Origin of the sequence: Psychrobacter sp. AOP7-B1-25, from assembly GCF_052376195.1 — a bacterium.
GTDB lineage: Bacteria > Pseudomonadota > Gammaproteobacteria > Pseudomonadales > Moraxellaceae > Psychrobacter.
Genome location: NZ_JBQSVK010000009.1, coordinates 80,709 through 103,691, shown reverse-complemented (window position 1 = coordinate 103,691; position 22,983 = coordinate 80,709). Strand labels below are relative to the sequence as shown.

Below are 22,983 nucleotides of genomic sequence, written 5' to 3'. Positions count from 1 at the left end.
AGTATCCTCAAGAGGTTAAATACAATAAAGTAAGTATAAGCAATGACAGTATCAAATGAGGCTGCAACAAAAAACATAGCGTTTGTGTGCATTGTCTAGTCCTGTCTGCTTATTTACTTCATCATAGTTGAATAAAAAAAGCGCAAATAAAAAGGGTGTTACTCATTTTGCATCGTGCTTTATCGTATCATACCGACAAGGCGTTGTGACGTCTACAAATGTCATAAAGGTCATGTCATAAATATCAATGTTATAAAGACAACATTATCAAGGTTATATCAGCTGACGATTGTACAAAAGTGTTAGCTTCAATCTTGTTTGGCATATGCATATGTCATTTATGCTTAGTGGCTCATATTAGTCACTTTAATATGAGTAACTAATATTAATAACTCAAGTTGTTAGTTAGCGCCTACGGCTTGTGCCAATTCTGCTGCAGGTAGGTAGCCCCCTACTTGCTGTCCTGTTTCGGTAAACACAGCAGGGGTGCCGCGCACACCAAGTTTTGACCCTAAAGCCATATGCTCTTGGACAGGATTGACACAGCTAGGGGCTTGCACATTGGCACCGATTTTTGCTTGATCCATCGCCGCTTTACGATCCTGACTACACCAGATAGCTTCCATCTTTGGAACAGACTGTTGACTGCGTGGCCAAGCTAAATAACGAACTTCGATACCACGTGCATTGATATCATCCATTTCTGAATGTAGTTTGCGACAGTAGCCACAGTCTGCATCGGTAAAGGCGTAAATGACGGCTTTGGTTTCACCTTGAGCTGGATAAATTACCATGTCTTTTTTATCGACGGCTTTTAGTGCTTCTTGTGCGGTCGTAGCAGTTAAGGCGGCACTGATATCGACCGGAGCGGCATCACCCACAGCGATAATCTGACCTTGAATAATATGCTTACCCGCTTTATCAGTAAAGAAAGGAGGTAGGCCTTCAGCAGTCACCCAATAAATGTCATCCATATCTGTCGGTACAGCTGAAACGATAGTTTCCTCAATACCAGAGCTTTTTAGATTCGCCTGTAAAGCTTGTACCACGGTTGCATCATTATCAGCTGAGGGCTTAGTAGTAGTGGTTTTTGTCTGTACAGCGTTTACAACGCTGGTATTGCTGGTTGCATCAGCGGCATTGTTTGAGCAGCCAGCAGCGATACCAACCAGCAGAGCACTCATCATAAAACGAGATAGAACGGTACGAGAAAGAGGGTTACGTAAGGTGGTATTTTTGATAGTGGGGAACGGCATACGGGTTTCCTATAGGCGTCTCGCCTAATCATGAGTTCGTTGTAAAAAGCGCTGTGAACTTTTCTATATAGTAATGTGTCTTAGTACTGTTTTAAAGGTTTAACATTAAAGAAGTTTTTACAACTTATTGATAATAAAAGATAGGCAGTAATAGCCTTCATATTACCATATTTGTGCTAAATAGTAGTGAAGGGAAGGTAGCCAAGAAGTATAAGTCAGGCCAACTTTAAAGAATAGCTATCAGTATAAATTTAAAAAATAAGATACATTTGTGCTATTTAATATAGTTGCTTGAACTTGTAGTCTAAAGCTAATCGCATTATTTTCATAAAATATTATATAAAATACTTTTTACGAACCATCTGAGAACGACTTACTTTAACAAATTTGCTTTAAGGAGCACGCATGGCAGGTGCCAGTTTATTAACCTTACTCGATGACATCAGTATCTTAATGGATGATGTAGGCGTCATGACCAAAGTCGCCGCCAAAAAAACCGCAGGCTTAGTTGGTGATGATTTGGCGCTCAATGCAGAGCAGGTTACAGGGGTTAAGCCAAGTCGCGAACTTGCTGTCATTTGGGCGGTTGCCAAAGGCTCGGCCGTGAATAAGGTGATTTTAGTACCAGCGGCGCTCTTGATCAGTTATTTTATTCCGTGGTTGATTACCCCGCTGTTGATGCTCGGAGGACTGTATCTGAGTTATGAAGGGGCTGAAAAGGTCATTCATAAATTTTGGCCAAAACTGCTGCCTCATGATGAAGAGCAAAACGCCCGCCTAAAAGCCAACGCGGATGATGATATAGACTTAGTTGCCTTTGAAAAAGACAAAATCAAAGGCGCGATACGTACTGATTTTATTTTATCAGCTGAGATTATTGTTATTTCCTTAGGCGCGGTCACAGCTGCTGGTGGCGATATTGTCCAAAAAGGTATCGTGCTCTCGATTGTAGCTGCTGTGGTAACAGTCGGTATCTATGGCTTGGTTGCAGGCATTGTCAAAATTGATGATGCAGGTCTACATCTGATCGAGAATTCTCAGTCAGGTGATAGCAAGCGCAAGTTTGGTGAGTTTATGCTTGCAGCTGCACCAAAGCTTATGAAGTTCTTATCGATAGCAGGTACGATTGCGATGTTCCTAGTTGGTGGCGGTATTATCGTCCACGGTATTGGCTTTTTACATCATAGCGTAGAAGACATTGCTCATCTTACTGGTGTGTTTGAAGGATTGACCGCTTCATTATTGAACGGGCTGGTCGGGCTGATTGTTGGTGCTATTGTAGTGGCCATTATTACAACCATTGGCAAAATGCGTGGTAGTGATTCTACTGCGCACTAAATCAGGATAAATGCGCCAAAGAGTATAGGCGTCAACAATAGACTGGTTAGTGTATCATTGCATCGTCAGTTACCTATCACTATCAAGCCAATAATATAAAAAGCCCCGATACTTATAAGTATCGGGGCTTTGTCTTTTGTATTCTTACCTTTTTTATATTATGGCTTTTTAGCTATCGTCGCTGGTAACATCAGTTTCCGATTTTTCTACTTGTGTCGGTTTTTTATGATCTGACTTAGGCTTACGACTGCGCGCTTTTGGTACTTTTGGCGTAGTCAGATTAAACATACCAGTCTGTGGTAGTAATTGCTCAGCCACATTTTCGATCATGTTTTTATAGCTGGCGATGGTCGTCTTAGACTTAGCTGCCTGACTGTCATCTTTGTCCGCTTCTGTAGCAGTGTCTTCTACTGCTGAGTCAGTCATTTGCTCAGTTTCTGCTGCTATGTTTTCTGCATCCTTAGCTTCTGACTGAGCACGCTCGATTTCTAGCAGTTGCTCACTATCAGAACTGATATCATCAGTTTGAACCTGATTCGCAAGGGCAGTCGCTTCAACGTCATGCGCATCCACTGCGCTATCAGCTTGCTCTGCGTCACTTGCCTGTGCAGCTGTTACGCTCAATACAGCTGGTTCCTGATAATCAGGGTGCTGACCGCGTGGATCGTTGCTAGCACGCTTAGCAATAGCGCGTGGCTCAACGTCTGTCTTTCCCTGTACTGCTGCAAATTGACTGACCGCTTGCGTCATCATTTCAAAGCGTGTGAGGTAATCGGCAGCCAATGGTTGATAGCCATAGTTGCTAAAGTCGAAGCTCTGGCTAGCAGCATCAGAACTATTATCAGCGTTCTGAACTTGCTCATTATGCAACGCAATGGTCGCGATAAAGCAATTGATAACACCTTCTTCTGCTAAGCGGGCTTGTGCTTCTGGTAGCGTTGCACGAATGAACTCGCCAACCGTACCGCGTATTGCTGGCACACTGGTAGCAGTTGGTTTGTTCACTTGAGCGGATTGCTGACCAAGTACTGCGCGTGGATCGTTACTCGCTTGCCCAAATTTCTCTGCAGTCACATAACGTGCACCAAACAATGCTTCATGTGTCAGCTCAAATGCTGAGTTGCTCACATTACTTGCGTTCGCGCTATCACTATCAGACTGAGTTTTTTCAGTTTTACTACTCTTACTTACATCGTTAGCAGTCTTAGTTTCCTGCTGTTTTGAGGTCTCTGTAGTTTCTGCTACATCAGCTGCTACTGACGTGGGCGTTTCTGACTGATTCTCTGTATTACTCGTAGAAGTCGATGGTGCTTCTACAGCGCCAGCCGCTTCTTTAGCTTCAGCAGCCTGCTCATGCTTAGGTGCATCCTTTTGCACTTTAGCTTGTTCGGTAGATTTATGCTTATCATCATTTGTCTGACTAGCATGAGTTTCTACCGTGCTCTTGTCGTTGTCAACTTTACTATCAGCGTTCTGAGTACTGGTGGTTTGCTTATCAGTGTTCTGCCCATGGCTACTGCGCTTATCAGAACGCTCATCTTTTACCACGTTGTTTGTCGCGCTTCGCTTCTCACTAGATTGAGTCTTAGCCTGCGCGGACTTGCTATCGTCTAAAGATAGGTGAACCACTTCAGAAGCTTTTAGTTCAGTTGGCGCTTCATTAACTTGTAGCACAACTTCGTTAGGGTCTTGATTACGGCGTGCGCTAGATTGATTTTTACTATTGGTAGTATCGTTATTTCTAGCATTCTGCTGCTTGCTGTGTTTGACGTTGTCAGCCGTTAGTGTCTCACCGCGCTCTAGTTTACCGCGTGAGCCACGTTGGCTATGCGATTTACGCTTAGAACGGGTTTGCTCACTTGCTGTAGAGCTGTTTTCATCATCAGTATCATTACGCTCGCTTGCATTACGATTACTGTTTTGACGGTTATTACGATTACGCTCGTTTGTACGTCTACTATCGTTCTGACGCTTGTCTTGCTGTTTTTGGTCTTGAGTATCAGACGGTTTGTTATCAGCATTTTCTGAGCTACTGTTTGCGTTACTAGTCGTGTCGTCAGTTGCTTCTTTTCTCTGACGTGGTTTAGAAGATCTAGATTTACGCGGCTTACGTCTTCTTCTATCTTCATTGCTGTTGTCGTCAGTATCGCTTTCATTGCGACGTGCTTGCTGACGATTAGCGTTGTTATCTGACTGTTGGTTGTCGTTTCTTTGGCTGTTGTTTTGTTGATTTGACTGCTCACGGTTTGAATCAGTGTTATTCAATGCATTGCTATCAACTTGACCAAAAGAGCCTAAACTTTGCGCACCAGTATTTACGATTGCTTCGATTGCTTCAGCAGCATCTCGGCTAGTAACACTAGGTGTCGTAGTCGCTTGCGGTGCTTGGGCAAATAGATTTGATAACCATGCAACGGCTTTCGGTTGAGCAGCAGCTTCGACGCTCTGTGTTTGCGATGCTACTGGTGCAGCAACACTAGCGGTTTTACTGGCTTGCGGTGCCTGCGCAGACGAAACGTCGTTGGTGTTTTTGTGATTACGACGGTCATTGCTATGATTTACTGTATCGTTTTTCGTTTGCGCAGCTGTATTCTGCTGTGTGTTTGAGCGGCTATGCTTATTATTACCATTTGCTGTTTTACGAGGCTGACGAGTAGGTTGCTGCTCTGGACGCTCTTTTTCAGCAGTTTGCCAGTCAACGTTATAGCCAAGGTCACTGTGCTCTTGCTGCTGTGTATCCGTGATACGCTCATAGCTCGATGGAGCAAAGCCATCACGGTTGAAGTGTAGTTTGAAGTTTGGGGATTCTAAATGTGCATGTGGCAAAATCGTGATGCGCGTGCCACTGTCTTGCTCAAGATAAACCAAGCTATCGCGCTTTTCGTTTAATAAGAATGCGGCGATGTCTGTTGGCACTTCAGCTTGGACTTCACCTTGGCGTTCTTTAAGGGCGATTTGCTCAATTTGACGCATGATAGATAGCGACAATGAACGCAGGTCACGAATCATACCATTGCCATGACAACGTGGGCAGATATAACCAGTTGACTCTTCTAACGAAGGACGTAGACGCTGACGGCTCATTTCCATTAGACCAAATTTAGAAATATCACCAAACTGGACACGTGCACGGTCATATTTGGTCGCGTCGATTAGACGTTTTTCTACTTCTTTTTGGTGCTTGTTATCATTCATATCAATGAAATCAATAACAATCAAACCACCCATATCACGCAAACGTAGTTGACGAGCAATCTCATCAGCTGCTTCTAAGTTGGTATGGTAAGCGGTCTCAGCAACATCTGAACCTTTGGTTGACTTAGCTGAGTTGATATCGATAGAAACCAACGCTTCTGTTTGGTCAATAACGATCGAGCCACCTGATGGCAGACGAACTTCGCGCTGATAAGCGGTTTCGATTTGTTTTTCGATATTAAAACGCGAAAACATTGGCTCATAATCAGTATATTTGCGTAGCTTTTCAGCTTGTTTTGGCATTACTGCATCAATAAAGCCAGCTGCTTCGATATAAGCATTTTCGTTATCAATCCAAATCTCAGCGATATCATCACGCAGATAATCACGAACCGCACGTGTAACAACGCCAGCTTCTTGGTGAACTAAGCGCGGTGATGGGTATTTTTGGTTTTGTTCTTGGATAGCTTGCCAGATATTAAGCAAATGGTTCAAGTCATGCTGCAAGTCTTCTTGGGTTTTGCCAATACCAGCAGTACGAATGATGACACTCATGCCTTTTGGCAGATCCAGATTGCCCAGCATACGTTTCATGTCTTCACGTAGCTTGCCTGAGATTTGGCGTGAGATACCACCGCCGCGAGGATTGTTTGGCATCAATACTAGATAGCGACCAGCTAACGATACATACGTTGATAGAGCAGCGCCTTTGTTACCACGCTCTTCTTTTTCAACTTGAACGATTAGCTCGTCGCCTTCTTTGATCAGTTTTTTGATGTTCTCATCACGTGGATTGCCGCTTAGGTATTCGGCAGAGATTTCACGAATTGGCAAGAAACCTTGGCGCTGTGAGCCATATTCCACAAATACAGCTTCAAGCGATGGCTCAACACGAGTCACATGACCTTTATAGATGTTAGATTTTTTTTGCTCGCGAGTACGGTTTTCTAGGTCGAAATCGTACAAATGATTGCCTTTACATAAGGCGACACGAATCTCTTCGTTTTGAGTTGCGTTGATTAAAATGCGTTTCATATTTGTATCCTATGAGTACGCATGACAACAATAAGACAGTCTTTAAGACATAGTGGCAAGTGTGGCTAATATTGTGATTAGCATGTGTAGATGTTTATTAACGATAGAACGTAAATCGTGGGTTTATAAAGCACAGGGGGCTTTTTCAATGGCTTCTTTTTTACCTGAAGTAATGAGCAGTGCTCATGTTAATATCAGTAATATAGGGCGTAAGGCTATGGTACATATATCTTATCATCAGTAAACTTGGTACATATATGACTATGTCAGCAAGTCAAAGCGCTCTTGTTCTCAGTACATTCTATTGGTAGTGATTTCAGCGCACGTTGTAGGCGTGAGCGAGGGTCATTTACAGTTCTAAAAAATACTGATATTAAAAAGGTATGGTGCTGTTGCCATTCATCCATCAAAGTCTAACAATAATATCGCGGTCATGATTACTACTATATAGTGGCGTCATTCAGCGATTGTCTGTTCAGGCGAAGCAATTGGTTACTCTTTGTTTATCGTTCTTTGTATAACGTCAATAATATCTCGGGTATCTCAAGGTTAGGTGTCGCAGCTTTTGTTATCAGCGGGGCGTACTTGGCAAACAGAATAATGGACCAGCTTATCAGCGTGGTGTCGTATTTACATTGTTATCGTCATCTGTTTGACCACCGATACTTAGGCAGCTATCGAGTTACTTTTCGATTCTAACGCTAAACTACCCATACTTGCTCAACTATGCTGGCATAAAGAACCATCAGATAAATAGTCATTAAATAATGATTGGTTATCGAGTACGGTCGTTGTCATGCAATTAGTGAGTCAATGTGGTGTTGTAATCGGTCAATAAGCTGATTTATTGTCAGCGTTATTAACGCGATGGTATTTAGTGTCACTATTTATTTTATGGTACCGAATAACATTCAGTACAGTATTTTTAATTTATAGGGCTATATTTGGTAAGTAGTACCTCTAAGTAAATAATGTGCCCTAAAATCAGATGAAACGTGTCATGTCAGCAGAATAGATAGTGTTAACCTCTTTGCTAGCAAGTAGTAGTAAACTGACAAGTAGTAAAACGGTGGTCAACTATTTGTAACAACAATGATTATTGCTGTCGCATCTGCTTAATTGTCGCTCAACATGCTAAACTATAGCAAATCTTTGTGTAAATACCTAACTAAAAATGACAAACTCAAAAATGACTGACGACGCTCCTACTCATGAAGCCCCTGCTATTTTCAATAGCAAAACACGCCCGCAAAGCGCTGATGATGAGATTAGCAACTTCGGTAAAGTGAACTACCTTGAAGTAACGCGCCATCAACATGATCAGCGTTTGGATAACTTTTTGTTAAACCGCTTAAAAGGTTTGCCAAAATCGCATATCTATAAAATGATTCGCTCAGATGAGATACGTGTTAACAATAAACGCTGCAAAGCACACGATAGAGTGCAGCGTGAAGATGTGGTACGTATTGCCCCTGTAGAGCTGGCGACGCGTGAAAAACCAATTATTAGTACCGAATTTGCCAACAGCCTGCTGGCTCGTGTGGTCTATGAAGACGACGGTTTGCTTGTATTAAATAAGCCGTCTGGCATCGCCGTACATGGTGGCAGTGGTTTAGACTTTGGGGTTATCGAAGCAATGCGTGAAGTGACAGGTAAAAAATACCTAGAGCTGATACATCGCATCGACAAAGATACATCAGGGCTACTGATGATTTCCAAAAAACGCTCAACGCTTAAAGTATTGCAGCAATATTTGGTAGATAAGACCATTCAAAAGCACTATCTATGTCTTGCCAAAGGGCAACCAGCGCTTAATGAGCAGCGTATCAATGCGCCGTTGCTACGTTATACGCTTGCTAGCGGTGAGCGCCGAGTTAAAGTCGACGCTCAAGACGAACAAGCAAAGGAAAGCCAAACCGATATCATTATCCATGATCGTTTTACGATTAATGATCAGCCAGTAAGCTTAATCGAAGCCAAGCCATTAACGGGTCGTACTCATCAAATCCGTGTGCATTTAGCCCATATTGGTCATGCCATCCTAGGTGATGATAAATATAACGTTCATGACAAATCAGGCGTCCATCGTCTATGTCTACACGCATGGCGCTTAGATATTCCAGGCTACGAGACTATTACTGCACCATTACCAGACGACATGGCAGATTGGCTACCAGAGACAACGAAGTTACCTGAGTAGCTGTTAAAAACAAACTCTAAAGCCAAACTATTTTATATACTCCTAAACGTCACGAACTCTTATTTTTACGAATAAGTCGCCGTGACGTTTTAGTATCTGCTATTTATTATTCATTAAGGTAAATTCATGATTAAATCAACGACAACTTCAGAGCGTATTATAAAGGCTCAACCATTAGCAGAACATCGTTTGTCAGATAAGACATTGATTATTTTTGATTGGGACGGCACGCTAATGGATTCAATTGGTTTAATCGTTGAATCTATGCATGTGGCTGGGGAGGCACACGGGTTTAAGACGACTGATAAAGCTGTAAAAGATATCATTGGTCTGAGCTTAATGAACGGAATTAGAATTTTATATCCTCAGGCAAACGACGTGCAGTTGATTGCCATTCAGCAAACCTATGCAGAGCACTATATTGCCAATAGTCACAGCACACCACTTTTTGAGCCGATAGAGCATATGTTACAAACTTTGCAACAGCAAGGTAAAACGCTCGCTGTAGCAACTGGTAAAAAAAGAAAAGGGTTGGAGCGTGTATTAGATGCTTCAGATAGCCATGAGTATTTTGCGATTACGCGTTGTGCTGATGAGTCAGGATCAAAACCTGATCCTCAGATGTTGACTGATATCTTGGACTATACGCAGCAGCAGATTGCTGACGCTGTGTTTATTGGCGACAGTATCTATGATATTCAGATGGCAACAGCATTAGGCATGACTAGTATAGCGGTAGACTATGGTACGGCAACAAGTGTAGAGCTTGCTGCGCAAAATCCAACCTATCAAGTGGATACTCCACAAGCGCTAGTTGATTTGTTATGCAGGTAGCGCTATTTTTATAATCTTCATTGTTTTGTTAGCATACCGATAACAATAATGAATTAAAAAAACAGACAACAAAAAAGGGTTTATCGTAATAGCGATAAACCCTTTTGATTAGAGAGTTTAGTAACTATTTGCTCTCTTTTTCGCCGCTCTCTTTCTCAATAGCGTCTTCTAACTCAGCGCCTTCTAGCAACGCAAAAGATGACTCAACGATTTTGTCTGCATCAAGTTTATACTCATACCAGTGGCCCATTATCCCAGCCAACTCCTCGAGACCTTCTTTTTTGAGGGCCGAAAATAACTGAATGGTACAATTTAAGCCCAGTTTTTTCAGACGTTTACGAGTCTCAAGTAGGGCGTTTTTGGAAGCACCGTATTTTAGCTTATCTGCTTTGGTCAGTAGGATATGCACTGGTAGCTCACCATCTTTTGCCCAGTGTAGCATCTGCTCATCAAAAAACTTAAGCGGATGACGAATATCTGTCATCAATACCAGACCTGCAAGGCTTGAGCGTGATACCAGATACTCCTCTAGTTCAACCTGCCATTCCTTTTTCATCTCAAGTGGTACAGCGGCATAACCATAACCAGGCAAATCGACCAATCGTCTGTCGCTATCACCGATACTAAAAAAGTTAATCATCTGCGTACGTCCAGGTGTCTTAGACGACCGAGCCAATTGGCGCTGATTGGTTAAAGCATTGATAGCCGATGATTTGCCAGCGTTTGAACGCCCTGCAAAAGCAACTTCTAATCCCATATCAGGAGGACAAAGACGAAAAGTAGGGGCTGACATCAAAAATTCAGTTTGCTGAATTTTCTGACGAGATTTGGTATTGAACAAGGTGTGTTCAGCGGCGACATCGTTAAACGGGGTACTCATAAATGGCTCATTAATCTTAAAAAATTGGATGCGATTATAAAATTTTAGTCAGCTGATGATTCAAGTCATCGGTGTGGTCAAGTAATTAGTAAAGCAATAGGTAAAACAAAGTAAAAGACTGTTTTTCGTTGATACAGTTATGTGTAAATCATAAAAGTAGCTATTTAATATTACTGGCTATTCTATACTATTCCGTGTCTTACTTATTGAAATAACTGCGATTAGCATCATATAAATAGTAGGATAGCATTAAAGTTGGTCAGTCATTAAGACAAGTTCTCAGCTTTAACAAAGCTATATCCAAATCCTCTATGTTTATATGACATATATTGTTACAATGTTTAACGAGAGACGTTTAATAGAACGATTGATGAGACACGTGAAATATCACGAGGAGGTGCTCTATGTTTTCAATCAGTAAACTTCTTAGCACGAGTTATCGCGCTATAACGGCTAGCAGTGCTGCACTATTACTAAGTGGCATTATGATTAACAGCGCAGGTGCGGCGGATATTGCCACAACCTATAATAACTCATGTGCAGTCTGTCACGATAGTGGGGCGCTAAATGCCATAAAAAAAGGTGATAGTGCCAAATGGCAACAGTTGATCAAACAAAAAAGCATGCCGACGCTCATTAAGTCTGTCAAAGGTGGTATGCCGCAAATGCCAGCAGGTGGACTTTGTGACAATTGTAGTGATGACGACTATCGCCAACTTATCGAGTATATGAGCAAATAATTAGCTCATAAAAATATAAAGTAAAGCGCCGGGTTAACAACCTATCTGCGCTTTTTATTTTTGCGTCATATTGTGTATAGTGTTGCCAGAAAACTGACGGATACTATGATTAAGTAGGCAAATGATACAAAGTCTTGCTATAATAATCTAAAATAAACCCTGATGTTAGTAAGTACTTTCAGACTGCTTGTGTCCAAGACCTTAAAATATATGCTACTCTCATAATTAAAGGGGTGGCTATATCAGGTATCTTACCCGTGCAATCACTCTAAATAATGCTTACGCCGAGCTAGTAGGATTTGTATCAATGAAAAAGTTAATCGCTGCTGCCAGCTTATGCGTTGCAAGTTTCAGCGTACAAGCTGCTATTATTGTTCCTGAATATGACGTCAATGCAGGTCAAGAAATTGCAGAAACCGTTTGTGCTGCTTGTCATGGTCTTAATGGCGTCAGTGTTGTTCCTGCACAGCCAAACCTTGGCGGCCAAAATGTAAAGTACCTGTATAAACAGCTAGTCAACTTTAAAGCAGGTTATCGCAAAAACGGTATCATGCAGTCACAAGTTGCTAACCTATCTCAGCAAGACCTAGCTGACGTAGCAGGTTATTATGCTACTCAAGCGCCTTGGGGTGTTGGCTATGGTAATCCTGTGACCAACCAAGAAGCGACTAAGCTATTCTTGGGCGGTGATAAGTCACGCGGCGTTATTGGCTGTGCAGGCTGTCATGGTCCAGATGCTGCAGGTAACACTTGGGCTGCATTTCCAAAGTTAGGCGGTCAGCATGCTGAGTATATTTCAACTCAGCTAAAACTATTCCGTGCCGCTGGACGTGTTGATGATATCGATAGCGATGATCAAAAACGAGTCAATGACGCAGCCAAAGAAGGCGAGATGGGTATGATGCAAACGGTTGCATCAAAACTGTCAGATCGTGACATTCGTATCCTGTCAGACTATGTAAGTGCTATTCACTAATTGAGTCGTACTGATTCAAGACCTGATACTTTGCTTTGCACAGAAGATCATTAAGTAAAGCCACTGAGTACTGAACCGCGTATTGATTTATATCTGAATGACTAAACCCCGATTTCGGGGTTTTTTTATAACTGTTTGTCCCTTATATTAAGACATTGTTTAGATGAATTCATTTACAGAAGCCAGTCGTTGCTCTGTATAATTACAAATTATCGTTATTCACTTTATACCAACCTCAAAACACGATCAGCTGTGTCAAATATGTTCAATCTACTATGCGTAGTATTAGCACTTGTTTGGTTTGCTGAGCTAGTTTTTGTGAATGGTATTAGATCGTTTGGATTGAAATTATGATGATCCGTTATGCCTCTTATTTTATCGCGGCGATACTACCACTATTGCTATTTCGTTGGTTTGCACCTGCGTCAATTGGTGAGATTGATTTTTGGTTGCTATGGCTATTAGCCATGGTATTGGTTGCGCTACCTGTTGTTTATGCTGAGATAGCATTGGCCTATCGTAGTGTCGAAGGACCTCTAGCAGGCATGCAAAAGCTTACTCGTGAGGCAGACGTCAGTCCGATATGGCGCAGCTTTGGTTGGTCGGCGGCGTTAGTCTCTATTGTGATTGCAGCGTTGGTGATATCTGGCGCAAGTACGGGGATATTGTCTGCATTAACTGAGCTAAATAGCGTACCTGATGTACCTAACTTCGCGGTTGCTGCAGGCCTAATGGTCATTGCGGTGCTTTTAAGCTTGCTAGGTGGTGCGCCTCTACCTATTGGTTTAGGACTAATGGTAATAGGACTGCTATTAGGGCTCGCAAACGGTGTGCCAAATACTGGTTTCGCCATGACTGATGTCAGTTTGATGGAGTGGGCACGTGCAGTTGCGTTAGCATTAGTGAGTGTTGGTGCGGGTACAGGACTATACTGGTTCGGTCAGAACTTGGTGAGTAAGCAGACAGTCACAGCTGTAGAATCAAGCAATCAGCAAGCAAAGAACAGAGCTGCTACTCGTGAGTACCATGCAACCAAGCTAGTATTACCGATTTGGGTATTGCAACTGCTGATAGGAGTGGTGGCTTTATTTACTAGTGGTCTGTCATTGCCACCAATTGGACAGTTACTATATTGGGGCGGGGTATTGTTTGTAGCTAGCTACTTGCTACATTATAGTATTCAACAGTTAACGCATAAGTTTGGATTGTTAGTTAGTTTGATAATCACTTTTGCTGTGGCGTTATTATTAGTAGTTGCGATTCCGACAGCATGGCTAGTAGGTATCTTGGTCATTATTAGTAGCATCGCTGTACTAGTATTATCAGTATTTACCGGTTGGCAGATGAAAATCAGTCATTTGCGTAAATCACTAAATTTTAGCAATGAAGCTGTTTATAACTTGTGGCGAGTTGCGATACGTTTAGTCGTACCATTAGCATTGCTATTAGCATTGATAGGTTGGGTGATGCAGTGGTTGAGCTAACAGTTAGTGGCCGTGACAGCAGTGTGCTACAGGCTACTCAAGCTAAGTTAATGACGGTATATCTGGCGTATGCTGAAGATGAGCAGCGCCAGCATTATGTAGCTTTGCAGGTTAAACAAGGTGTTAGTTTGTATGAAGCATTGGTACAAGCGGGATGGCTTGAGAAGTTTGCAGAACTGGCAGAGTGGTGTGAGCAAGTCATAGATATTACCACGCCAACTGCAAAACGTTGGCATGTGGGAATTTACGCACAAAAACAGCCATTAAGCTATTTGCTACAGCCTTTTGACCGTATCGAGGTGTATCGCAGCTTAAGCGCTGATCCTATGTCTCAGCGCAAAAGTAAATCTCGCAGCTAAACCATTAGCTATCTAGACCGATAGGGTTTACTGACTATGACGTTGGCAGACTCTCAATACCTTCGATACGCGTGACCAAACCATTATCATCAAAATAAATCACTAAATGCTGGCTAGCGTTTTTGACATCTGCGATACCTTTACGGCTACCTTCAGTACCTGCTTTATAGTCATAGATGTAATCCCAGCGTTTAGGCTCAAGCGTATCTCGAATTGCAGGGCTACCAAGCGCATAAAGAACTTGGTTTTGATTCATACCTACTTTTAGCTTCTGGGCTTGGTTTTGAGTAATCGCTGTGCCTTGTGGCAAATCAATCTTATAAACACTCAATAATGAGCAGCCAGACATAGCAACAGTAGCGCCAAGCATACTGGTGATAACGATCTTACGTAATGCGCTTGTGGGGCTTAACGGACGGAAATTTAATGTCTTTATCATGGTAAGATGACTCATAAGAAATGAATTAGGTGTGGCCAGCATTAGGTCGTACCAGTCTGACCGACAATCTTGGACAAATGATACGTCATTTACTTGCAATTGCCTACCACTTACGACATTATTTACCAAACACAATCTGAAGAGTGATATTAATTATATTTTAAATTCATAGGCTTGCATCTCGATAATTATAAAATAATAAGCGTGATGTCTGCGTAAGCTCAGTCAGTTTGTTATGAATCATTTACTCTACATTTTACGAAAATAATCATCTTTGATTATTTATCACATATTTTTTATTTGCTAAGGCTTCCACAGTCAAGAGGGATATTATGGCTTCTTTTACCAATCAAGATTTACGTAGAGCAGGACTCAAAGTCACGTTGCCTCGTATCAAAATTTTAGAACTATTAGAGCGCGCAGAGCTGCATCACATGAGCGCAGAAGAAGTATATAAAGCACTTATTGACCAAGGTGAAGACGTAGGTCTTGCCACTGTCTATCGTGTACTGACACAGTTTGAGCAAGCGGGTATCGTTGAGCGTCATAATTTTGAAAACAATCTATCTGTGTTTGAAATTACACAAGAAGAGCATCATGACCATCTAGTTTGTGATGTATGTGGCAAGATTATAGAGTTTCATAATGAAGTCATCGAAGAAGAACAGCTGAAAGTAGCAGAAAAACATGGCTTCAAACTATCTGGGCACTCTCTTGTGCTATATGGTATATGTGCGGAGCAAGCTTGTAGAGACAGTGCGAAATAATTATCTAGTGTGTAAACAAAAATGCTTATTTCTGCTAATAATGTTATAGCGAACCACTGACAATGCTGTGTCGACCAATAAAAAAAAACCCTCGTTATTTATAACGAGGGTTTTTTTTATATGTTTACTCTGTATGGGAAGCTGAAGAATATTAGCTAACATCTAACGATAAACTATCGGCACCTTCATCTAAATTGGTATTACCGTTTTTGCTGCTGAGCTTGATTTTAAGGCGCAGATCGTTAGGAGAGTCAGCATGTAGAATCGCTTCTTTATAGGTTATCTCCCCTTGTTCGTACAAATCAAAAAGCGCTTGATCAAAGGTTTGCATGCCACTGTCTCGTGAGCGTGTCATTACATCTTTGATTTCATGGACTTCCCCTTTACGGATATAGTCACTGATCAGCTGCGAATTTAGTAAAATCTCGATCGCAGCGCGTCGTCCTTTACCATCAGGCGTGGGGATAAGTTGCTGAGCGATAATTGCTTGTAAGTTCAACGACAAATCCATAAACAACTGATTATGGCGATTGGTTTCGAAGAAATGAATAATACGATCGATTGCTTGGTTGGCATTGTTTGCATGCAATGTTGCAAACACTAGGTGGCCTGTTTCTGCGTACTGGATAGCATAGCTCATCACCTCACGGTTACGAATCTCGCCGATTAGGATGACATCGGGTGCTTGGCGTAGCGTGTTTTTTAGGCCTGCTTCAAATGAATGGGTATCGATACCAACTTCGCGTTGGGTAATAATACAACCACGATGTTTGTGAACAAACTCAATAGGATCTTCTATCGTAATAATATGACCATGAGAGTTTTGATTGCGATGTCCTATCATTGCTGCAAGAGTGGTGGATTTACCCGTACCCGTTGCACCAACTAATAGAATAATACCGCGTTTTTTCATAGCCAATTCTTTTAGCGTTGGCGGCAAACGTAACTCTTCGACCGTTGGAATATTATTTTCAATTTTCCGTAAAATCATTCCTGCCATATCACGCTGTACAAACGCACTGACTCGAAAACGAGCTTGCTGTGCTTCATCAGAGATAGCAAACTGACACTCATTAGTATCTTCAAACTCCTTTTGCTGGCTTGGCGTCATTACACCTTTGACCAGTCTCATGGTTTGCTCAGCACTTAAAGGGGTTCTACCGACCGGTAAAATTTTTCCATTCACTTTCATGGAAGGTGCTACGTCAGCCGTAATAAAAAGGTCAGATCCATTTTTGCTGATCATTAACTGTAATAGTTTATCAATGTCCATATCGCACCTGCACTAGAGGTAACTCAATTAAGAAAATATTTAAAATCATACTGTAAAGTTCGTCAGTAGATTGCTACTAGATAATAGTGGATATCACCAATTATTCATTTCTGATGGTCTATATATACTATAGAAACGCTTCAGGCTGTTTTGCATAAGGACGCGCAACATCTTTGCTAATAGTTCCTTTGCCTACCAAGTTCTTTAACGTCTGATCAAGGGTAATCATGCCATCGCCAGCACCCGTTTGAATAGCAGAGTACATTTGAGCGATTTTGTTCTCACGTATCAAATTACGGATGGCAGGTGTACCTATCATGATTTCATGAGCAGCCACACGGCCACCTGCTTGACGACGTAACAGAGTCTGTGAAATAACGGCTTGTAACGATTCTGATAGCATCGCGCGAATCATGTCTTTTTCAGCAGCTGGGAATACATCAATGACACGGTCAATCGTCTTAGCGGCTGAGCTGGTATGCAAGGTGCCGAATACTAAATGACCAGTTTCTGCCGCTGTTAGAGCCAAGCGAATGGTTTCAAGGTCACGTAGCTCGCCAACCAAGATAACATCGGGATCTTCACGTAGGGCAGAGCGTAATGCTGGCTCGAAACCTAAAGTATCACGGTGGACTTCACGCTGGTTGATCAGACTTTTCTTTGACTGATGGACAAATTCAATCGGATCTTCGATAGTTAGAATATGCTCTTTACGGCTTTCATTAATGTAGTCAATCATCGCCGCAAGTGTTGTCGATTTACCTGAACCTGTTGGACCTGTCACCAACACCACCCCACGTTTAAGGTCTGAGATACGTCGGAATACATCGCCCATACCTAAATCTTCCATCGTTAATACTTTGGAAGGAATGGTACGAAATACAGCACCTGCACCGCGGTTTTGATTAAAAGCATTGACACGAAAACGTGCTAAATTAGGAATTTCAAAAGAAAAATCTGTTTCAAAAAACTCTTCAAAGTCGGCACGCTGCTTGTCATTCATAATGTCATAAATAAGCTGATGCACGACTTGATGAGTCATCTCTGGCATATTGATACGCGTCATTTCACCATCGACACGTATCATTGCTGGCATGCCCGCTGAAATATGTAAATCTGATGCCTTATGTTTAACCGTAAAGCGTAGCAAGTCTTCGATATTGAGGTTGTTTTTTGCAGCCATAATTTGATATTCCTATCGCTTAGTCTAGGTCAGACAAAACATTATAAAAGTACGTGGTAAACTATCTATCAATAATTTCACAAATAGCGATGAAAGGCTGGCCCGTACAGATCTTTGCCATCGCGAGCATATTTAGCAGCATACGTTAAAGTATGTAACAATATCATAACAAGACTGTGTGTATTTAACCATCTACTAAATTGAGAAAAGTCAGCACTGTATCGTTTTAAAATAACTCTTATAAGAGTTATCCCTGATTCATTTCAGAGAATTGGATGATTGCGTTCTTTTTATAATAAAAATTGCAGAAAAAATAAACCAAGTAATAAGGGTTGAGTATGAATGAAATAAATGACAATATCGATGAAATGACACTTATCAATAACTGGCAACAAGTTAGTAAGCAAATGAAGCAAGCATGCGCTCATGCTGATAGACAGGCTGATGATGTTATGTTGTTGGCTGTTTCGAAAACAAAACCTGCCGATATGATTACAACTTTAGCAAAGCAAGGACAGCGTGATTTTGGTGAAAACTATCTACAAGAAGCCATTGAAAAAATCACCGCACTCAAAATGCAACCTGTAGGTGAGAATATTGTTTGGCACTATATCGGTAGTATCCAACGTAATAAGACACGTGACATTGCAGAGCACTTCGATTGGGTACAAACAGTTGAGCGAGATATCATCGCCAAACGCTTAAACGACCAAAGACCAGATGAGCTACCACCATTAAATGTGTTGATCCAACTTAATATCGATAATGAAGACAGTAAGTCTGGGTGTCTACCATCTCAGTTACCAGAATTAATAAAGACAATGAAAGAGTATGAGCGTTTACAGTTACGGGGTCTGATGATTATCCCCGCTAAAGCCAATACAGATGCTTTTGCACGTACTAAGCAATTGTTTGATGAAGTCAAAGCAGACTATCCAGAGTTAGAACATTGGGATACGCTTAGTATGGGCATGAGTGGTGATATGACAGAGGCGATAGGAAATGGCACAACGATGGTACGTGTCGGCACTGCTATCTTTGGTCAGCGTGCTTGATATGTTGCGAATAGGCTAGTTAAGAATAATTTAACTGGCCTGTAAATTAAAGGATATCTTCTAATTGGGTTACTAACATCTGCGTAATTTTAAGATTGTCAGTCGCAATAATTTCAAACCGATAATTAGCATACTCAATTGTGTCGGTTTTTTTAGGGATTTTTCGGAGCATATACATCATAAATCCACTGATAGTTTCGTAATTTTGACTGCGTGGTAAGTCGACAATATCTAATGCACGAATCACATCTTCAATAGGCGTCATGCCATCGATTAGCCACGAGGTGTCAGTGCGCTGGACAATAGGTTGTTCCTCTAACGTTACCAGCTCACCCATTACAATACTCATTACGTCCTTCAGCGTGATAACGCCAACCACTAGTGCATATTCGTTCACGATAACCGCAAAGTCAGCACCAGTAGACTTGAACATCTCTAACACTTCAAACAAAGACAACGTATCAGGAATGAAAAGTGCTGGTTTCAATAGAGCTTTGTTCGTTAAGCTAACTTCTTGTTGGTTCAAAACCAAAGCTAGAAAGCTACGAGACTCCACATAACCGACGATATGCTCTAAATCATCGTCATGGCAGACCAAAAATTTATTGTGTGGCTGCTCAATCATGATATTTACGACGTCTTCGGTACTTGTTTTCGTATCAAAATAAACGATATTTTCGCGAGGGTTCATCACTGAGGTGACGGTACGCTCCTGCATATCAAATATATTTTCGATCAAGTGATGCTCTTGCTTCTTTAGTACACCTGCTTCGGCACCAGCATCCATCACTGCATAAATATCTTCTGGTGTCATATCATCTTGGCGTATGGTTGAAATGCCAAAAAGTTTAAACAGGATATTCGCGGCTCCATCGAACACCCATATAATGGGCTTTAATATAAATATTAACAGCATCATTGGGCGTACGAGTCGTACCGCTATCGTTTCAGTATTTGACATGGCCAAACGCCTAGGCATGAGATCAGCGAGTAGTGAAAACAAACTTGTGATCAGTACAAACGATATAACCGATGCTACCGTTTCATTATTAAATAATTGCTTGAGATAAGGACTGATGGCTGACTCACCCACGGCACCAGCTGAGATAGCGACCGCGTTTAGCACTATTTGTACGACAGTGATAAAGCTACCAGGATGGTCTTGCATATTAAGAATATCAAGTGCGCGAACATCGCCTTCTTTTGCCATAATTTGGAGCTTGATTTTACGTCCTGCGGCGATGGCAATCTCAGCAGCAGAAACAAAGGCACTTAAGGCAAGCAATAAAAGAAGAAAAACACTAGCGGTTAGCAAACTCATGACGTACTCGAAAAAGAAATAAAGATAATTAAGGCAAAATAATTATTGAAGCTGTGTGGAAAAGAATAGGGTTAGGTATAAGCTTTTTTGGTAGATAAAAACCAAAAAAGCTGGGCAAGCACCCAGCTAATAGTAAAAAATTCGATATCTTTTAAAACTGGCTAACTAGTACCTCTCAAGTTATAACTAGTAGAAATCGAGAGGTGTGTAGTAATTAACCTTTGATTGACCACTTATTAACCAATGGGTAACGGCGTTCACGTCCAAAAGCTTTGTGGCTAATCTTTGTGCCGATAGGGGATTGCAAGCGTTTGTATTCGGTGTTGTCTACCATTCTAATGACTTTGGCAACCATCTCAGCATCAAAGCCTTTATCAATAATCTCCTGATAGCCCATATCTTCATCGATATATGACGTCAAGATACCATCTAACACATCATAATCAGGCAAGCTGTCTTGATCTTTTTGATCTGGACGTAATTCAGCCGATGGCGGACGAGTAATAACACGTTCAGGAATAACAGGGGTGTCTTCTAAACGGTTACGATAGCTTGCCAATTTATAAACTTGAGACTTATATACGTCTTTTAATACGTCAAAGCCGCCAGCCATGTCGCCATATAGCGTTGAATAACCAACTGCCAATTCTGACTTGTTACCAGTCGTAATGACCAAATGACCAAATTTATTAGACAATGCCATCAAAATAACACCACGAGCGCGCGCTTGGATGTTTTCTTCGGTCGTGTCCGCTGGCGACTTATTGAATAACGGTGCTAGCGTATGACGGATGCCTTCGACAGCGTCAAAAATAGGGCAGACGGTGTAAGAAACATTTAAGCGACGTGCCTGTGCTTGAGCATCTTCTAGACTGATTTGAGAGGTATACTCGTATGGCATCATGACTGCATATACCTTGTCAGCGCCTAACGCGTCAACAGCGATACAGAGCGTTAATGCTGAATCAATACCACCTGACAACCCAACAATAATGCCAGAAAACCCTGAGTGATTGACGTAGTCGCGTAGACCGACGACTAACGCCTGATACATTTCAGATTCACGGCTCAAGGTTAGAGGCGCTTTGGTCTGCTCATTAAATTTAGCCGTTTTTACATCTAACGTGGCCAATAGCAATTGGTTCATAAAGCGCGGCGCTTCATGGGCAATGCTACCGTCAGCTTGTACCGCCATAGAGCCACCATCAAACACTAGATCGTCTTGCCCGCCGACAGCGTTGACATAGACGATTGGTAGTTTATTCTCACGGCTACGCTTGGCCAGCATGGTTTTACGATTGTCTTGCTTTTCAATCTCAAAAGGTGAGGCGTTTAAGCTTACGATTAAATCAGCACCTTGTTTTTTAAGCTCAGAGATAGGACCTTTTTCCCATAAGTCTTCACAAATCAGCAGACCGATGGTGATACCTTTATAGTCGAATAAAACTTGGTTACGACCTTTATCGAAGTAGCGACGTTCATCAAATACGCCATAATTTGGCAAAATCTGCTTATGGTAAAAGCCTTTTTGATGACCATTATGTAGGATGGCAGCAGAGTTAAAAGTACCGTGATGATCGACATGCGGATAGCCGACAATCATGACGATATCATCAATATCACTCAAAGTAGATAAAGCGCTTTTAACACGGCCTGACAAGCTTGGACGTAGCAATAAATCTTGTGGAGGGTAGCCTAAAAGAGCCAACTCTGGGAATACGATAACGTCAGCACCTTGTTCGCGTGCTTGTAATGCTAGGGTACGCATTTTTTCAACGTTGGTTGCGATATCACCGACTAAAAAATGCGTTTGGGCTAGGGCAAAAGTGACAGTATCTTGTGGTTTGTTGGTCTTACTGGCTTCGTTTGAGGTGTTAGAGTTGGGGTTATCAGTGTCTTTTGACATTGTTATTGTTCCTATCGATATATTATTAAAATTTGGTGTATCTGTATTGATTTCAAATAAAATCAAAGTAAATCCGAAATTAACTCAAAACTGCGCTCTTGCATATCAAGCTTAAATATTGAGCTGATATGCGGAGTCTAAATCTCGTATAAGGCTTTATAAAAGACTTATCATTTTGCTCAAACAACTCACTCTAAATGATAACGACACTCTAAAATTAGAACTTATGATAGTCTAAAAGAAGACGATATAAGCGAGTGTTGAAATCTGGCTTAGAGGATTTGATGTCTGTACAACGATGTAAATAAATCTGTGCAAATAAACTTAACTACACTGAAAAGCTTAAAATAATCGCTTTAGTATAACATCAATTGTCGCGACAAATAGAACGCACCAGTGGATTCCCTTATAAGATAGCAGTTTAAAAGCTGAACATAAAAGCAGTTTGCAATACATCATTTTTACACACTAAATTCATGCATTATGCGCTAGTTATTATCGTCGCCATCTAGTAAGCTTGCATAGACAAAGTTGTAAGTAAAGGTTACAACAACGCGTTATATAATTTACATGCTTTATTGCATAATAAGGTGTGCTAACTGCACTTTTATTATTCTATTTACAGTAATAAATGGCTATGAATTCGCGGTATGGAGCTGGGCACAGTCATACTATTTAACTGTCATACGGTTTAATTACCATGTTATTTAATCGTCATACGACTTCGTAAATCCGATGCAAT

At 41.4% G+C, this 22,983-nt stretch carries 17 protein-coding genes; 9 read left to right on the top strand and 8 right to left on the bottom strand.

Going from position 1 to position 22,983, the window contains the following annotated elements:
• Positions 1–401: 401 nt before the first annotated feature.
• Entirely contained in the window at positions 402–1,256 is an 855-nt protein-coding gene (locus tag ACT3QR_RS09090) for a DsbC family protein (RefSeq protein ID WP_444521026.1), read from the bottom strand.
• Between the two features lie 405 nt (positions 1,257–1,661).
• Here ACT3QR_RS09090 and ACT3QR_RS09085 point away from each other — a divergent pair, with 405 nt between their 5' ends.
• Positions 1,662–2,594, top strand: a complete 933-nt coding sequence (locus ACT3QR_RS09085; RefSeq protein ID WP_444521025.1) for a DUF808 domain-containing protein — start codon at positions 1,662–1,664, stop codon at positions 2,592–2,594.
• Positions 2,595–2,762: 168 nt separating this feature from the next.
• Here the strand turns inward: ACT3QR_RS09085 and ACT3QR_RS09080 are convergent, their stop codons facing one another.
• Positions 2,763–6,824: an Rne/Rng family ribonuclease gene (locus ACT3QR_RS09080; RefSeq protein WP_444521024.1), complete on the bottom strand. Its 4,062-nt coding sequence runs from the start codon at positions 6,822–6,824 to the stop codon at positions 2,763–2,765.
• Between the two features lie 1,189 nt (positions 6,825–8,013).
• Here ACT3QR_RS09080 and ACT3QR_RS09075 point away from each other — a divergent pair.
• Positions 8,014–9,024, top strand: a complete 1,011-nt coding sequence (locus tag ACT3QR_RS09075; protein WP_444521023.1) for an RluA family pseudouridine synthase — start codon at positions 8,014–8,016, stop codon at positions 9,022–9,024.
• Positions 9,025–9,150: 126 nt separating this feature from the next.
• Complete coding sequence (locus ACT3QR_RS09070; RefSeq protein WP_444521022.1) at positions 9,151–9,858, top strand: HAD family hydrolase; 708 nt, start codon at positions 9,151–9,153, stop codon at positions 9,856–9,858.
• A 124-nt stretch (positions 9,859–9,982) separates the two neighbouring features.
• On the opposite strand, the gene yihA is transcribed toward ACT3QR_RS09070, so the two are convergent.
• Positions 9,983–10,738 (bottom strand): ribosome biogenesis GTP-binding protein YihA/YsxC, encoded by a 756-nt coding sequence (yihA, locus tag ACT3QR_RS09065; protein ID WP_444521021.1) that lies wholly within the window; start codon positions 10,736–10,738, stop codon positions 9,983–9,985.
• A gap of 404 nt (positions 10,739–11,142) precedes the next feature.
• Between yihA and ACT3QR_RS09060 the strand changes: the two genes are divergently transcribed.
• The 4 genes from ACT3QR_RS09060 to ACT3QR_RS09045 all read left to right on the top strand — a co-directional run bounded on the left by ACT3QR_RS09060 (position 11,143) and on the right by ACT3QR_RS09045 (position 14,297).
• The gene (locus tag ACT3QR_RS09060) at positions 11,143–11,478 is read left to right on the top strand and encodes a c-type cytochrome (protein WP_444521020.1); all 336 of its coding nucleotides are present in this window, start codon (positions 11,143–11,145) and stop codon (positions 11,476–11,478) included.
• Positions 11,479–11,785: 307 nt separating this feature from the next.
• Positions 11,786–12,454 (top strand): c-type cytochrome, encoded by a 669-nt coding sequence (locus ACT3QR_RS09055; RefSeq protein WP_444521019.1) that lies wholly within the window; start codon positions 11,786–11,788, stop codon positions 12,452–12,454.
• Between the two features lie 350 nt (positions 12,455–12,804).
• On the top strand, positions 12,805–13,938 hold the full coding sequence (locus ACT3QR_RS09050) for a hypothetical protein (RefSeq protein WP_444521018.1): 1,134 nt from the start codon (positions 12,805–12,807) through the stop codon (positions 13,936–13,938).
• Entirely contained in the window at positions 13,926–14,297 is a 372-nt protein-coding gene (locus tag ACT3QR_RS09045; protein ID WP_444521017.1) for an RnfH family protein, read from the top strand. The genes ACT3QR_RS09050 and ACT3QR_RS09045 overlap by 13 nt, the downstream gene beginning before the upstream one ends.
• Positions 14,298–14,331: 34 nt before the next feature.
• Here the strand turns inward: ACT3QR_RS09045 and ACT3QR_RS09040 are convergent, their stop codons facing one another.
• Positions 14,332–14,751, bottom strand: coding sequence for an outer membrane protein assembly factor BamE (locus ACT3QR_RS09040; protein ID WP_444521016.1), 420 nt, complete (start codon positions 14,749–14,751; stop codon positions 14,332–14,334).
• A 317-nt stretch (positions 14,752–15,068) separates the two neighbouring features.
• Between ACT3QR_RS09040 and fur the strand changes: the two genes are divergently transcribed.
• Positions 15,069–15,503 (top strand): ferric iron uptake transcriptional regulator, encoded by a 435-nt coding sequence (gene fur / locus ACT3QR_RS09035; RefSeq protein ID WP_444521015.1) that lies wholly within the window; start codon positions 15,069–15,071, stop codon positions 15,501–15,503.
• Positions 15,504–15,654: 151 nt separating this feature from the next.
• On the opposite strand, the gene ACT3QR_RS09030 is transcribed toward fur, so the two are convergent.
• Together ACT3QR_RS09030 and ACT3QR_RS09025 are read right to left on the bottom strand one after the other, a co-directional pair.
• Positions 15,655–16,776 carry a PilT/PilU family type 4a pilus ATPase gene (locus tag ACT3QR_RS09030; protein ID WP_444521014.1) on the bottom strand — a complete coding sequence of 374 codons (1,122 nt, stop codon included), beginning with the start codon at positions 16,774–16,776 and terminating at the stop codon, positions 15,655–15,657.
• A 127-nt stretch (positions 16,777–16,903) separates the two neighbouring features.
• Positions 16,904–17,959 carry a type IV pilus twitching motility protein PilT gene (locus tag ACT3QR_RS09025; protein ID WP_444521013.1) on the bottom strand — a complete coding sequence of 352 codons (1,056 nt, stop codon included), beginning with the start codon at positions 17,957–17,959 and terminating at the stop codon, positions 16,904–16,906.
• 338 nt (positions 17,960–18,297) lie between these two features.
• Here ACT3QR_RS09025 and ACT3QR_RS09020 point away from each other — a divergent pair, with 338 nt between their 5' ends.
• Positions 18,298–19,014: a YggS family pyridoxal phosphate-dependent enzyme gene (locus tag ACT3QR_RS09020; protein WP_444521012.1), complete on the top strand. Its 717-nt coding sequence runs from the start codon at positions 18,298–18,300 to the stop codon at positions 19,012–19,014.
• Between the two features lie 46 nt (positions 19,015–19,060).
• On the opposite strand, the gene ACT3QR_RS09015 is transcribed toward ACT3QR_RS09020, so the two are convergent.
• Both ACT3QR_RS09015 and ACT3QR_RS09010 read right to left on the bottom strand, forming a co-directional pair.
• Entirely contained in the window at positions 19,061–20,335 is a 1,275-nt protein-coding gene (locus ACT3QR_RS09015) for a hemolysin family protein (RefSeq protein WP_444521011.1), read from the bottom strand.
• A 214-nt stretch (positions 20,336–20,549) separates the two neighbouring features.
• Positions 20,550–22,241, bottom strand: coding sequence for an NAD+ synthase (locus tag ACT3QR_RS09010; RefSeq protein ID WP_444521010.1), 1,692 nt, complete (start codon positions 22,239–22,241; stop codon positions 20,550–20,552).
• Positions 22,242–22,983: the final 742 nt, after the last annotated feature.